Annotated in this window: 11 protein-coding genes; 7 read left to right on the forward strand and 4 right to left on the reverse strand. The window is 64.5% G+C overall.

Annotated features, from left to right (window positions below; genetic code table 11):
* Positions 1-132 precede the first annotated feature (132 nt).
* On the forward strand, positions 133-1,491 hold the full coding sequence (locus LB547_RS15315) for an MATE family efflux transporter (protein WP_140759534.1): 1,359 nt from the start codon (positions 133-135) through the stop codon (positions 1,489-1,491).
* On the opposite strand, the gene LB547_RS15320 is transcribed toward LB547_RS15315, so the two are convergent.
* Both LB547_RS15320 and LB547_RS15325 read right to left on the reverse strand, forming a co-directional pair.
* Complete coding sequence (locus LB547_RS15320; RefSeq protein ID WP_140759539.1) at positions 1,484-2,563, reverse strand: quinone-dependent dihydroorotate dehydrogenase; 1,080 nt, start codon at positions 2,561-2,563, stop codon at positions 1,484-1,486. The genes LB547_RS15315 and LB547_RS15320 overlap by 8 nt on opposite strands.
* Entirely contained in the window at positions 2,560-2,910 is a 351-nt protein-coding gene (locus LB547_RS15325) for a DUF952 domain-containing protein (protein WP_140564788.1), read from the reverse strand. The genes LB547_RS15320 and LB547_RS15325 overlap by 4 nt, the downstream gene beginning before the upstream one ends.
* Positions 2,911-3,017: 107 nt before the next feature.
* Between LB547_RS15325 and LB547_RS15330 the strand changes: the two genes are divergently transcribed.
* Together LB547_RS15330 and LB547_RS15335 are read left to right on the forward strand one after the other, a co-directional pair.
* Entirely contained in the window at positions 3,018-3,452 is a 435-nt protein-coding gene (locus tag LB547_RS15330; protein ID WP_140496589.1) for a hypothetical protein, read from the forward strand.
* Between the two features lie 126 nt (positions 3,453-3,578).
* Positions 3,579-4,238 carry a response regulator transcription factor gene (locus tag LB547_RS15335; protein WP_140759542.1) on the forward strand — a complete coding sequence of 220 codons (660 nt, stop codon included), beginning with the start codon at positions 3,579-3,581 and terminating at the stop codon, positions 4,236-4,238.
* 173 nt (positions 4,239-4,411) lie between these two features.
* On the opposite strand, the gene LB547_RS15340 is transcribed toward LB547_RS15335, so the two are convergent.
* The gene (locus LB547_RS15340; protein WP_140759545.1) at positions 4,412-7,918 is read right to left on the reverse strand and encodes a PAS domain-containing hybrid sensor histidine kinase/response regulator; all 3,507 of its coding nucleotides are present in this window, start codon (positions 7,916-7,918) and stop codon (positions 4,412-4,414) included.
* A 213-nt stretch (positions 7,919-8,131) separates the two neighbouring features.
* Between LB547_RS15340 and mscL the strand changes: the two genes are divergently transcribed.
* Together mscL and LB547_RS15350 are read left to right on the forward strand one after the other, a co-directional pair.
* Positions 8,132-8,554: a large conductance mechanosensitive channel protein MscL gene (gene mscL / locus LB547_RS15345; RefSeq protein WP_140496583.1), complete on the forward strand. Its 423-nt coding sequence runs from the start codon at positions 8,132-8,134 to the stop codon at positions 8,552-8,554.
* 110 nt (positions 8,555-8,664) lie between these two features.
* Positions 8,665-9,831 carry a pyridoxal phosphate-dependent aminotransferase gene (locus tag LB547_RS15350; protein WP_140759550.1) on the forward strand — a complete coding sequence of 389 codons (1,167 nt, stop codon included), beginning with the start codon at positions 8,665-8,667 and terminating at the stop codon, positions 9,829-9,831.
* Between the two features lie 73 nt (positions 9,832-9,904).
* Here LB547_RS15350 and hemA read toward each other — a convergent pair whose 3' ends face one another.
* Positions 9,905-11,182, reverse strand: coding sequence for a 5-aminolevulinate synthase (hemA, locus tag LB547_RS15355; protein ID WP_224655876.1), 1,278 nt, complete (start codon positions 11,180-11,182; stop codon positions 9,905-9,907).
* A 277-nt stretch (positions 11,183-11,459) separates the two neighbouring features.
* Here hemA and galE point away from each other — a divergent pair, with 277 nt between their 5' ends.
* Together galE and LB547_RS15365 are read left to right on the forward strand one after the other, a co-directional pair.
* Positions 11,460-12,455, forward strand: coding sequence for a UDP-glucose 4-epimerase GalE (galE, locus tag LB547_RS15360; protein ID WP_140496575.1), 996 nt, complete (start codon positions 11,460-11,462; stop codon positions 12,453-12,455).
* A 106-nt stretch (positions 12,456-12,561) separates the two neighbouring features.
* The gene (locus tag LB547_RS15365) at positions 12,562-13,812 is read left to right on the forward strand and encodes a D-amino acid dehydrogenase (protein ID WP_140764074.1); all 1,251 of its coding nucleotides are present in this window, start codon (positions 12,562-12,564) and stop codon (positions 13,810-13,812) included.

Consider the following 13,812-nt stretch of genomic DNA (forward strand, 5'->3'; position numbering starts at 1 on the left):
GGACCGGATCCGGCGGCTCGCGCCAGACCGGAATTTCGGTTGGCCGCCATGGCAAGGATGGATTGCGCGGTGGCCGGAAAATGGGGCACACCGGCTGTTCGATCAAGGCACAATCAGCAAGGCAGCAATTCTTTGGAGAAGGGTGCAATCCCAGCCGACGCCGGATCCCCAATCGTTCCCGGATCCTTTGTCGTCACCAACCGCACGGTGCTCGTCATCGCCGTGCCGATGACGCTCGCCTACCTGACGACGCCGCTGCTCGGCATGGTCGATACGGCTGTTGTCGGACAGCTCGGCGACGCCGCCTTGCTTGGCGGCCTGGCGGCAGGCGCGCTGGTCTTCGACGTCGTCTTCACCACCTTCAATTTCCTGCGCTCCGGCACCACCGGTCTGGTCGCCCAGGCTTTCGGGCGCAACGACGCGCTGGAGGAACAGGCGGTGTTCTGGCGCGCGGTGCTGATCGCTGTTGTCGCCGGCATCGTGCTGACCGCGTTTTCGCCGCTGATCGCGGCCGGCGGGCGGTGGTTCATGGATGCCGGACCGCGCGTCAGCGAGGCGATGGGCGTCTATATCGGCATCAGATTGCTCGCGGCACCTTTCTCGCTGATCAACTACGCCATTCTCGGCTATGTCCTCGGCCGAGGCGAGGGCGGGCTCGGGTTGGTGCTGCAGCTGGTGCTGAACGGCATCAACATCGCGCTCTGCATCCTGCTTGGCCTGGAGCTTGGCTGGGGCGTCGCCGGCGTCGCCTGGGCAACCGTCACCGGCGAATTCCTGGCCATGTTGCTTGGCTTCGCCATCGTCATCAGACGGTTCAGGGCAAGCCCGCCCGTGCCGCGCCAACGCCTGCTCGACATGAGCGCGTTCCTGCGCATGCTGTCGCTCAACCGCGATATCATGATCCGCTCGTTCTCGCTGCTTGCCGCCTTTGCGCTGTTCACCCGCCAGGGTGCGCAATTCGGCACGGTCACGCTGGCCGCCAACGCCGTGCTGATGAATTTTTTCCTCGTCGCAGGCTATTTCCTCGACGGTTTCGCCACCGCCGCGGAACAGCTCGCCGGCCGCGCCGTCGGTGCGCGGGCTGAGCACCCGTTCCGGCGCGCGGTGCGGTTGACCCTGTTCTGGGGTTTCGGATTGGCGGGCGCCGCAACCCTGGTGCTTCTGCTGGCCGGTGCCAATCTGGTTGCCGTCGTTACAACGTCGCAGGAAGTCCGCTCGGTGGCCGACACCTACCTGCCCTGGGCGGCCTTCACCGCACTGAGCGGCGTGCTGGCTTTCCAGATGGACGGCGTCTTCATCGGCGCGACCTGGTCGCGCGACATGCGCAACATGATGCTTTTGTCTTTCCTGGCCTTCGCCGCCGCGCTGATTACGCTGGCGCCCGCTTTCGGCAATCATGGCCTGTGGGCGGCATTGCATGTCTTCCTGCTGGTGCGTGGCCTCAGCCTGCTGGCCATCCTGCGGCTACGGCTGCGGACGGCGTTCAGTTGAGCGGCCTTGAAGCCCATTGGTCGAGATGGCGGTCGCGCAAGTCGCTGATGGACTTGAGCCGTTCCGTGTCGGCGAAACGCGCCATGCCGGCGACGATGCGCCCCGGCAGCGCCGGCCCGGCATAGATCATGCCGGTGTAAAGCTGGACGAGATCGGCGCCGGCGCGGATCTTCTCCAGCGCCGTTTCGGCGGAGTTGACCCCACCCACGCCGATGATGGCCACGTCCGGCCCCAGCAGCCTGCGCATACGGGCCAGCACGATGGTCGAGCGCTCGAATAATGGCCGGCCGGAAAGCCCGCCGGTCTCGCTTGCCGCGCCGCTGGAGCGTAGCGCCGGGCGAGAAATGGTGGTGTTGGACACGATGATGCCGTCTATGGCCTTCTGGGTGACCTCGGCGGCAATGTCTTCCAGCTCGGCTTCGGCCAGGTCAGGCGCAATCTTGAGAAACACCGGCGGCTGCCTTGCCGCCACCGCGCGCGCGGCCATGACGCGCGACAAGAGCTCGCCAAGCTGTTCGCGCGCCTGCATGGTGCGCAGGCCGGGCGTATTGGGCGAGGAAATATTGACGGTGAGATAGCTGGCGTAAGGCGCGAAGCGGATGACACCGCGCTCATAGTCGTTGACGCGGTCGGCGCTGTCCTTGTTGGCGCCGATGTTGACGCCGACGATGCCGGAGCGCCCCATGCGGCCGACCAGGCGTTTCTCGGCGGCCGCATGGCCTTCATTGTTGAAGCCGAGCCGGTTGATCACCGCTTCATCCGCCGGCAACCGGAAGATGCGCGGCTTCGGATTGCCAGGCTGCGGCAGCGGCGTCACCGTGCCGACCTCGGCAAAGCCGAAGCCGAGGCCGAGAAGCGCATCGGGCACCTCGGCATTCTTGTCATAACCGGCAGCCATGCCGAGCGGATTGGGAAAATCGAGGCCGCAGAGGCTGACCTTCAGCCGTGCGTCGCGCGCCGTCCGTGCGCCGACCGGCAGGCCACAGCGCAGCGCCGCGATCGACAGGCCATGCGCGGTTTCTGGGTCGAACGTGAAGAGCAGCTTCTGGCCAATCCGGTCGAGCACGCTCATTCGGCCTCCAGCGCGGGGAACTGGTGGGTGCCGTCGGCGCCGAGCGGGAGCGGCCGGACCCACAGCACGGCTTTCAGGTCGAGCACGCCGTAGAGGTGCGGAAACAGCGCGCCGCCGCGGGAGGCCTCGTATTTTAGCGCATCGCCCAGGCTGGTCCCGTCGATGGCGACCAGCAGAAGCGCCGCCTGGCCGGCAAAATGCTTCGCCGCCGTCTCTTTGACCTGTGCCGCCGTGGAGAAATGGATGAAGCCGTCGGCGACATCGATCGGCGCACCGGTGAAGCGGCCGTTCGCTTCGGCCTCGCGCCAGGGCCCTTCCGGGGTTATCTTGTAGATAATCTGAGACATGGTTGCGCTATAGTCCGAACCAGCCGTGCGGGGAAGGCCGTGCCAAGCGTCTTCCCCATTTCCGGCGCAAACATGCGATATCTCACGCTTTGGCCATGGAGGACAATATGCGTCTGCAGCACATCTTGATCCCCGCCGCGCTCGTTTCGCTGGTCGCGGCGTCCGCCTTTTCCGAGGAGACCGACCGCTACCGTCTGGAGAAATCCGCCAACGGCTATGTCCGCATGGACACGCAGACGGGCGCGATGTCGATCTGCGAGGAGCGCTCCGGCCAACTCGTCTGCAAGATGGCGGCCGATGAACGCGCTGCCTTCCAGGACGAGGTCGATCGCCTGCAAACCTCGATGAAAGCCATGGACGAGCGCGTCACCAGGCTCGAGAATTCGCTCTCGGCCCGCCTCGAATCGACATTGCCGAGCGAGGAGGATTTCAACAAGACGATGAGCTACATGGAGCGTTTCCTGAAGGGCTTCATGGGCATCGTCAAGGATATGGACAAGGACAGCGGCGACGGCGCCAAACCCAACTCGCAGAAGACCTGAAGACAGGCCGTCCGGGGAAATCCGGTGCGCCGGCTTTGCTGCTTGAAAACAGCGCGAAGCGCCTCATAATCGTTGCATCAGGTCCCGAGAAAACAGAAGACCATCAAGGGATCCGGGGAGGGATATTTGCCATCAGGCTATTCTTTCGTCATCGCGGACGATCACCCGCTGTTTCGCGGTGCGTTGCGCGAAGCGCTTGCCGGCATCGGCAATGTCACCGCTATTCACGAAGCCGGCGATTTCGAAAGCGCCAAGGCGCTGGTCGTGGCCAACGAGGAGGTCGATCTGGTGCTGCTCGACCTGTCGATGCCGGGCGCGAGCGGCCTTTCCGGCCTGATCTCGTTGCGCGGCATCCATCCGGCGGCGCCGCTGGTGGTGGTCTCCGCCCATGACGACCCGGCGACCATCCGGCGCGCGCTCCACCTCGGCGCGTCCGGTTTCATCTCCAAATCGGCCAGCATGGAGGAAATCCGCGACGCCGTGCGATCGGTCCTTGCGGGCGATATCGCGGCACCGGCCGGCATCGATCTCGGTGTCGAGCGCGATCCCGAAATATCGGACCTGATCAAGCGCTTGCAGGCGCTCACGCCGCAGCAAACCCGCGTGCTCGGCATGCTGGCGGAAGGCCTTCTCAACAAGCAGATCGCCTATGAGCTCGGCGTCTCAGAGGCGACGATCAAGGCGCATGTCTCGGCGATATTGCAGAAGCTCGGCGTCGACAGCCGCACCCAGGCGGTGATCCTGCTGTCCAAGATCGGCAGCGATCCGCTGCAGCCGGTGAGCTGAGCGCCCGAACCTGGCGGATGGTTATGCGGATGTCGGCCCGGCGACCAGTTTTTCGGAAACGCCTCGCCCGTCGGCAGAGATAGAAGCCATGCCGATGCGATGGCCGACATGTTTTGCGCCTATCTCGAAGCCTGGGCGCCGTCGGCGGGGCCGAAATGAAGCAGATCTGACAGTTACTCCGCCGCCGGCGCCAGCGGCCTGACCCTGGCCATCATCGAGCGCAGCACGGCCGGTTTGAGCGGCTTGTTGATCACCGGGACGTCGAGCCCGGCCGCTGCCGTGCGTACCTCGTTGGAACGGTCGGCGGTGACCAGCACGGCGGGCAGGTCGTCGCCGTGGATCGCTCGCAGCCCGACGATGGCGTCGAGGCCGGTTTCGCCATCGAGATGATAGTCGGCAAGGACAATGTCCGGGCGGCGGATCGCGATATCCCGGTTCGTTGTGCCGGACACGGTCTCGACGGCGCAGCCCCAGCCTTCGAGCAGCAGCCGCATGCCTTCCAGGATGCGGGCGTCGTTGTCGATACACAGCACGCTCAGTCCGGCCAGCGAAGCCGCCGCGCGGGCCGGCGCCCTGGTTTCGACCTCGCGTTTCGGTTCCTGCACGGCCGCCACCGGCAGGATGACGGAAAAGCGCGTGCCCTTGCCCGGATTGGAGAAAATACGGATCTCAAGCCTCAGCACCCGCGCGATGCGATCGACGATCGAAAGGCCGAGGCCGAGGCCTTCGGCCTCGCGCGCGCCTTCGTCCAGCCGGGTGAATTCGCGAAACACCGTGTTCAGCTTGTCGCCGGCAATGCCGATGCCAGTGTCGATCACCTGGATTTCCGCCAGTTCGCCGCGCCGCCGCACGCCAACCAGGATGCGGCCGTGACGTGTGTATTTGATGGCATTGGAAACGAGGTTCTGGATCAGGCGGCGCAACAGGTTGCGATCCGTCATCACTGTCAGCGACGAGGGCATGATCGTCAGCTTGAGTTGCTTTTCCGCGGCAAGCGGCCGGAAATCGTTGCCGATCTGGCGCAGCAATGCGTCTAGGTTGAAGGCCGTGTCGTCCGGTTTCATGGCACCGGCATCGAGGCGGGAAATGTCGAGCACGGCGCCCAGAATGGTCTCGACCGATTCCAGCGAGGAGTCGATGTTGACCGCGGCCTTGCCGGCCGGGCCCTTGCCGGCCTTTTCGATCAACGACGAGCAGTAGAGCCTGGCGGCGTTGAGCGGTTGAAGGATGTCGTGGCCGGCCGCGGCGAGGAAGCGCGTCTTGCCCAGATTGGCCTCCTCGGCAAGCATCTGCGCCTGCGCCAGTTCCTCGTTGACCCGGGTCAACTCCTCGTTGACCCTGGTCAGTTCGATGGTGCGGGTCTTCACCCGCTGTTCCAGCGACTCGTTCGCCCGCTTCAGCGCCAGGTCCTGCTCGACGCGGCCGGAAATGTCGGCATAGGTGGCGACGATGCCGCCGTCCGGCATCGGGTTGGAGCGCAGCTCCAGGATCCGGCCGCTGGTCTTCAGTTCCATCTGCCAGGGGCTGACGAAGCTGGTCAGCCGGTTGAGCATCGTCACCCGCTGGTCGGTCGGGATATCGCCGCCCTCCGCCAGATGGCGCAGGATCTGGTCGAGCGAGACGCCGACCTGGCCCATGTCGTCGGGCAGGTCGAACAGCTCGCGGTACTGGCGGTTCCAGCAGATCAGCCGGAAATCCCGGTCGAAGACGGTGATGCCCTGTTCCATCTGGTCGAGCGCGATCTGCAACAGGTCGCGATTGTGTTGCAACGCTTCCGTGGCGTCGTCGAGCAGCCGGAAGGCATCCCTGGATTCGCGGTCGTGGCGGCGAAACAGCAGCGACAGGATCAGCCGCGCCGACGAAGAGCCGACGGCGCTGGCCAAAAGCTGCTCGGAAAAGCGGATGACGTCCATGCTGGCTTGCTCATTGCCATGCAGGATGACGTTGGTGGTCTTTTCGAAGGACTGGAACGACCGCTCGGTGCGCTGCACGCCGAGATAGCGCGCGATGGTGTCCTTCAGGTCGTTGACGGTGACGGCGGTACGGAAACGGCGCAGGCTGGGCATCGGCCCGGCTTCGCGCGGCACGAAGATCGACGCCTGGATGCGCTCCAGCGGCACCGCGGCGCGCGACAGCGAGCCCAGCACGAAAAACAGTGCGTTGATCGACAGGCTCCACAGCACGCCGTGGTTCAACGGCTCCGCAACGGTGCCGAACAGCGCCTGCGGCCGCAGCGCTTCGAAGCCGAACAGGCCATGCACCAATATGCCGGTTTCGGGCGCGACGAGCGACGGCAACAGCAGCGTGTAGCCCCAGATCAGGATGCCGGCGACCATGCCGAGGGCCGCGCCCCTGCCATTGGCGCCGCGCCAGATCAGCCCGCCGATCAGCGCCGGCGCGAATTGCGCGATCGCCGCGAACGACATCAGGCCGATCGACGACAGCCGCGCGCTGTCGGTGCTCTCGCGGTAGTAGAGGAAGGCGATGAAAAGCATGATGAAGATCGATGCCCGCCGCACGTTGAGGATGAGCGTAGACCAGTCCTCGTTTTCGGAAGACGTCGTCCTCAGCAGCCGCCGCACGAACAGCGGGATGATGAGGTCGTTGGAGATCATGATCGACAGCGCCACGCTCTCGACGATGACCATGGCGGTAGCCGCCGACAGGCCGCCGATGAAGGCAGCCATGGCCAGGAAATCGTGACCGCCGAACAAGGGCAGCGACAGCACATATAGGTCGCTGCTCGTCTTCGTGCCGACCAGCGACAGTCCGGCGAAGGCGATCGGCAGCACGAACAGGTTGATCGCCACCAGATAGAGCGGAAACACCCATGTCGCGGTGCGCAGTTCCGCCTCGCTGCGGTTCTCGACGATGGTGACGTAGAACTGCCGGGGCAGAAGGATGATAGCGAAGCCACTCAGGCAGGTCAGCACCAGCCAGGTGGCGAGTGACGTCGAATAGCCCATCGCCTGCCGCACCTGGCCGTTTTCGGCCAGCTTGCCGAACATGTCGCCGGGCCCGCCGAAGATCAGGAAAGTGACCATCAGGCCGATCGCCAGGAAGGCGGCAAGCTTGACCACGGTTTCGACCGCCACCGCCAGCACCAGCCCGTCCTGGTGCTCGGTGGCGTCGGCGTGGCGCGTGCCGAACAGCACCGCGAACAGCGCCAGCAGCATGGCGACCACCAGCGAGATGTCGCTGACGAAAGGATCGAACGAGGGCGGCGAGCCGGTGTAATGCTCGACCATCAGGCTGACGGAACCGGAGATCGCCTTCAGCTGCAGCGCGATGTAGGGCACCGCGCCGATGGTCGCGATCAGCGTGGCGATGGCGGCCACGGTGAAGCTCTTGCCATAGCGCGCGCCGAGGAAGTCGGCGATCGAGGTGATCTTCTCGGTCTTGGCCAGCCGCACGAGACGGTTGAGCAAGGGAAAACCGAACACGAACACCAGCACCGGGCCGGTGTAGATGCCGAGGAACTCCAGGCCGCGCTCGGAAGACAGGCCGACAGAACCGAAAAACGTCCAGGAGGTGCAATAGATGGCCAGGCTGAGCGCGTAGATGAACGGACGTGCGCGACCGGGCCCGGAGCTGGCCGAGCGGCGGTCGCCAAGGCTGGCGATGGCGAATAGAAGCGTCACATAAGCGATCGCGATGACAACGATGAACAAGCCCTGCACGGCTCGCGCTTCCTCCCTGGCCGGCTCGACGCCCGCTCACCGCACGCAACCACAGCTTGGAAGCTGAGTCCATCGGCGCATGGACGTCTGATGATGCGGGTAAAAACAAACCGGTGCCTTGGCCCTTTTTCCGGTTTTGCAACCGGAGGTTTTTGCTATTGTGGGCTTGGCCGGCGCTGGAGAATGCGGCCGATCATGGCAAGGAGGGTCGAAATGCTGAAAGAATTCCAGGAATTCATTTCCAAGGGCAATGTGATGGACCTGGCCGTCGGCGTCATCATCGGCGCTGCTTTCGGCAGGATCGTCGATTCCCTTGTCAACGACATCATCATGCCGATCGTGGGCGCGATTTTCGGTGGGTTGGACTTCAACAACTACTTCTTCGGACTGTCCTCGAACGTCCACTCGGGCACGCTGGCGGAGGCAAAGAAAGAGGGCGCCGTCTTCGCCTATGGCAGCTTCATCACCGTCGTGCTGAACTTTCTCATCCTCGCATTCATCATCTTCTTGATGGTCAAGGCGGTGAACAACCTGCGCAGGCGCCTGGAGGCCGAAAAGCCCGCGCCTGCCGCCGCGCCGCCGCCTGCCGATGTGCAGCTTCTGACCGAAATCCGCGATCTGCTCGCCAGGAGATAAAGACATCAGGTTTTTCTGGACCAAAACCCCGGTCGTTCACGGCCGGGGTTTTTTGCTTTCGCCCGTAGTAGAACAGCCGGCATGCTATCCCTGTTCGAACGGACCTGCCCATGACCCTGATCCAGAACCTGCGCCCCGAGGCCCTGGCTGCGCCTGAAAGCGGTATCGTCGCCGTCGTCAACTATGGCAGGCTGCGCGACGGCTTGATCCCGCTCTGGGCCGGCGAGGGCGATCTGCCGACGCCGTCCTTCATCACCGATGCCGCGTCGAAGGCGCTGGCCGGTGGCGAGACGTTCTACACCTGGCAGAGGGGCATCCCCGATCTCAGGCAGGCGCTTGCCCGCTATTACCAGAGGCATTTCGGCAAACACTTCGCCGAGGACGAATTCATCGTCACCGGCTCGGGCATGCATGCGATCCAGCTTGCGCTCGACGCGCTCGCCGGTGCCGGCGACGAGGTGATCTATCTGTCGCCCGCCTGGCCGAATTTCGACGCCGCCGCCGCCATCGCCGGTGCAGTGCCGGTGCCGGTCACGCTCGATCAATCCGGCAATGGCTGGTCGTGCGACGTCGAGAAGATCGCGGCCGCCATCACGCCCAGGACCAGGGCGCTGTTCATCAACACGCCGTCCAATCCGACCGGCTGGACCGCCGACCATGAGACTTTGCGCGCCATTCTCGATCTCGCCCGGGCAAATGGCCTTTGGATCATCGCCGACGAGATCTATTCGCTGTTCCACTATGGCCAAGGCCGCGCGCCGTCCTTCCTCGACATCGCGACCGCAGAGGACCGCATCCTGTTCGTCAACAGCTTCTCCAAGAACTGGGCGATGACCGGCTGGCGCGTCGGATGGATCAAGACCCATCCGAGTTTGCAGCAGGTGTTCGAGAACCTGATCCAGTATTCGAATTCAGGTGTCGCCCAGTTCATGCAGCGCGGCGCGGTCGCGGCGCTCGATGAAGGCGATGTCTTCGTCGCCGAACAGGTGGAGAGGGCTAGGAAGGCGCGCGATCTGGTCTGCGGCATTCTCGGCGCCACCGACCGCGCCCGGTTCACCGTGCCGCAAGGTGCTTTCTACCTGTTCTTCAGGGTGGACGGCATCACCGATTCGCGCAGCGCCGCCTTCGAGATCGTCGACAAGGCCAATGTCGGCCTGGCGCCGGGCACGGCCTTTGGCCCAGGCGGCGAAGCCTTCCTCAGGCTGTGCTTCCACCGCCGCCTCGACCAGCTCGAGGAGGCGGCGCACAGGCTGGCGAAGTGGATGACGACTGTTTGAGAGGTTGATGACGCCCGAATTGAAAGTCGCTCCGGCGCGCCAGATGGCCGCCGGAGTGGAGTTTCAAACGGCTTCAGCCGCCTGACTTGGGCACCAGCAGGGGAATGATCCGGTCGGTCTTGGCCACGGAAGGTCGTCCTGCTGAACCATAGGAAATGCCGAGCGCGTCCCAGGTCTCGACCAGGGCGTCCTGCAGCTCGGCGATCAGCGCATCCGAATGGAACGGCGTCGGCGTGATGCGCAGCCGCTCCGTGCCGCGCGGCACGGTCGGATAGTTGATCGGCTGGATGTAGATGCCGTGCACGCCGAGCAGCCGGTCGCTGGCCATCTTGCAAAGCTCGGGGTCGCCAACCAGCACTGGCACGATGTGGGTCGCCGATTCCATCACCGGCAGGCCGGCGGCGGAGAGGATCTGCTTGGTCCGCGTCGCCTGCTGCTGCTGGGCGTCACGCTCGGCCTGCGAGCGCTTGAGATGGCGGATCGAGGTGGTGGCAGCGGCGGCGATGGCCGGCGGCAGCGCGGTGGTGAAGATGAAGCCCGGCGCATAGGAGCGCACGGCGTCGATGACAGCGCTCGTGCCGGTGATGTAGCCGCCCAGCGTGCCGAAAGCCTTGGCGAGCGTGCCCTCGATGATGTCGATGCGGTCGGCGATGCCTTCCCGCTCGGTGATGCCGCCGCCGCGCGGACCATACATGCCCACGGCGTGGACCTCGTCGATATAGGTCATGGCGTTATAGCGCTCGGCGAGGTCGACGATCTCTCTGATCGGCGCGATATCGCCATCCATCGAATAGACGCTCTCGAACACGATCAGCTTGGCGCGTTCGCGGCCCGCCGCCTGCAGCAGGCTTTCCAGGTGCGCGACATCGTTGTGGCGAAAAATCTTCTTTTCCGCGCCCGAGCGCCGCACGCCTTCGATCATCGAGGCATGGTTGAGCTCGTCCGAAATGATCAGGCAGTTGGGCAAAAGCCGCGCGATGGTCGAGATCGAGGCTTCGTTGGAGACAAAACCGGAGGTGAAGACGAGCGCGGCTTCCTTGTCGTGCAGGTCGGCGAGCTCATGCTCGAGTTCGACCAGCGGATTGCTGGTGCCGGAGATGTTGCGGGTGCCGCCGGCGCCCGAACCCATCCGGCCCGCCGCGTTCTGGAACGCTGCGATGACATCCGGGTGCTGGCCCATGCCGAGATAGTCGTTGGAGCACCAGACGGTGATTTCCTCTGCGCGGCCGTTGGCGCGCCAGATGGCACGCGGAAATTTGCCCGCTATGCGCTCGAGGTCGGCAAAGACGCGGTAGCGTCGTTCCGCATGGAGCTGGTCGATCGCGTCCTCGAAGAACCGCTGATAATTCATGTCGGCTTCCCAGTTTTGGGCTGGATCATAATCATTGCCCGATTGGCCGTCCACCGGCCCGTTTTGGTCAAAATGCCACGCCCCGCACCTGTTCCTAACGAGGGGCGGATCATGGCCTATTTCCTGGCGATAACGGCCTGTAGGGCGCTTTTGTTTCGACATGATGCCATATGCCGGCCAAGTCGGTTACGCAGGGTTTTATTGGTCATAGGGCGGGCTTTCCAGTAGAGCGGGTGTTGAGACAGTTTCCGATAGATCTTGAATGCGAGGACGCGGAATGACGGTTTTGGTGACAGGCGGCGCCGGCTATATCGGCAGCCATATGGTCTGGGAATTGCTGGATGCGGGCGAAAGCGTGGTCGTTCTCGACCGGCTTTCGACCGGTTTCGAATGGGCGGTGGCACCGGAGGCAAAGCTGGTCGTCGGCGACGTCGCCGACAAGGAATTGGTCGGCTCCATCATCCGCGACAACAATGTCGACGCGATCATCCATTTCGCCGGCTCGATCGTCGTTCCCGAATCCGTCGCCGATCCGCTCGGCTACTACGAGAACAACACCTGCAAGACGCGCACGCTGATCGAAACGGCGGTGCGCGAGGGCGTGCCGAACTTCATCTTCTCCTCGACAGCCGCCGTCTATGGCGGCGCTGGGCTGGAACCGGTGCGCGAGGATGCCCGCCTGGCGCCGGAATCGCCCTACGGCCTCTCCAAGCTGATGAGCGAATGGATGCTGCGCGATGCGGCGATCGCGCATGGCCTGCGCTATACGGCGCTGCGCTATTTCAACGTCGCGGGCGCCGATCCCAGGGGGCGCACCGGCCAGTCGACGCCGGGCGCCACGCATCTGATCAAGGTCGCTTGCGAGACGGCGCTCGGCAAGCGGCCGTTCATGCAGGTGTACGGCACCGATTATCCGACGCCCGACGGCACCTGCATGCGCGATTATATCCATGTCAGCGACCTGGCCGCGGCGCATCGCCTGGCCCTTGAGCGGCTGCGCGCCGGGGGCGCGAGCCTCGTCGCCAATTGCGGCTACAGCCACGGCTACTCGGTGCTGGAGGTGATCGAGAGCGTGCGCCGCGCCTTCGGCCATGATTTCGAGGTCAGGACGGGCGAGCGCCGCCCCGGTGACGCCGCCGCGGTGGTTGCCAATTCCGATCTCGCCCGGACGGAACTCGGCTGGACGCCGCAACGCGACGATCTCGACCAGATCGTTGCAGATGCGCTCGCCTGGGAGCGTATCCTGACGGGGAAGAATTCCGCACGCGGTTGAGCGGGTTTTCCCAAGGGCTCGCAAGCCGCTCCGCGAAGCGCTATGGAAGCGTTCGCGGAGGGCGCGGAAGCGCGCTGCCCGGTTCGACCTTTTTTGGGGGGACGACATGAAGATAACGGTGCTCGGGGCCGGCGTCGTCGGCACGGCGGCCGCCTACTATCTGGCGAGCGACGGCCATGAGGTCACCGTCATCGAGCGTCATCCGGCGCCGGCGCGGGGCACCAGCCAGTCGAATGCCGGGCTGGTGTCGCCGGGCGATGCCACCGCCTGGGCTTCCCCGGCGGCGCTGAAGACCTTCCTGCGCGGGCTCTACAACCACGATCTCGGCATCAAGGTGCGACTGCGCTTCGATCCCTATTTTCTCGCCTGGAGCCTGCGCTTCCTGCGCCAGTGCACGGTGGCGCGCCTGCGCGCCAACACCGACATCAAGCTGCGGCTCGCGCTCTATTCGCGCGACTGCATCAATGCGCTGTCGGAGGCGACCGGCATCCACTATGACGAGCGCAAGAAGGGCATCCTCTACTTCTTCCGCTCGCAGAAGAGTCTCGACACCGGGACCGACAATTATCGCTATCTTGCCGAGCATGGCTTGCCGATCGAGATCGTCGGGCGCGACCGGCTGGTCGAACTGGAGCCGGGGCTTGCCGGGGTGAAGGACAAGATAGCCGGCGGGGTTTATTCGCCCACTGACCAGACTGGCGATTCCAAACTGTTTGTCGACAGGCTCGCCGCCTATGCGACCGAGAGGCTTGGCGCCGAGTTCCGGTTCGGCACCACGGTCGAAGGTTTCGATATCGAAGGCGACAGGGTGCGGGCCGTCATCACCTCGTCAGGCCCGGTGGCCGGCGATGCGGTTGTCATCGCAATGGGCCCGGAAAGCGGCCTACTCGGCCGCCGCTACGGCATCGACCTGCCGGTTTATCCGGTGAAAGGCTATACCGCGACGATCCCCCTGGAGGACGAAAGCAAGGGGCCGACCATGGGCGGCGCCGACGAGGACCGGCTGATCGGCTATTCCAGGCTGGGCAACCGCTTGCGGATGTCCTCGACGGCCGAGTTCACCGGCTTTGACCGAAGCTTCAAGCCCGCTGACTTCAACACCATCATCAGCACCGGCAAGGATCTTTTCCCTGGCGCCTTCGACGAGGAGAAGGCCATGTTCTGGGCGGGCCTGCGGCCGATGATGCCCAATTCCGTGCCGGTCATCGGCCGGGCCCGCTACAAAAATCTCTATCTCGACACCGGCCACGGCCATGTCGGATGGACCATGGCCTGCGGCTCGGGCAAATTCCTCGCCGACCTCGTCGCCGGCCGAAAGCCCGAGATCGATCCACAGGGGCTGGTCTATGAAGATTAG

It is taken from the genome of Mesorhizobium sp. B264B1B, assembly GCF_020165765.1.
GTDB lineage: Bacteria > Pseudomonadota > Alphaproteobacteria > Rhizobiales > Rhizobiaceae > Mesorhizobium.

Bases quoted from the DNA above. Each gene is read 5' to 3' on its own strand.
- LB547_RS15320 (WP_140759539.1), bottom strand. From the start codon at position 2,563: ATGAGCGTGCTCGACCGGATTGGCCAGAAGCTGCTCTTCACGTTCGAC.
- LB547_RS15325 (WP_140564788.1), bottom strand. From the start codon at position 2,910: ATGTCTCAGATTATCTACAAGATAACCCCGGAAGGGCCCTGGCGCGAG.
- LB547_RS15330 (WP_140496589.1), top strand. From the start codon at position 3,018: ATGCGTCTGCAGCACATCTTGATCCCCGCCGCGCTCGTTTCGCTGGTC.
- mscL (WP_140496583.1), top strand. From the start codon at position 8,132: ATGCTGAAAGAATTCCAGGAATTCATTTCCAAGGGCAATGTGATGGAC.
- LB547_RS15350 (WP_140759550.1), top strand. From the start codon at position 8,665: ATGACCCTGATCCAGAACCTGCGCCCCGAGGCCCTGGCTGCGCCTGAA.
- hemA (WP_224655876.1), bottom strand. From the start codon at position 11,182: ATGAATTATCAGCGGTTCTTCGAGGACGCGATCGACCAGCTCCATGCG.
- galE (WP_140496575.1), top strand. From the start codon at position 11,460: ATGACGGTTTTGGTGACAGGCGGCGCCGGCTATATCGGCAGCCATATG.
- LB547_RS15365 (WP_140764074.1), top strand. From the start codon at position 12,562: ATGAAGATAACGGTGCTCGGGGCCGGCGTCGTCGGCACGGCGGCCGCC.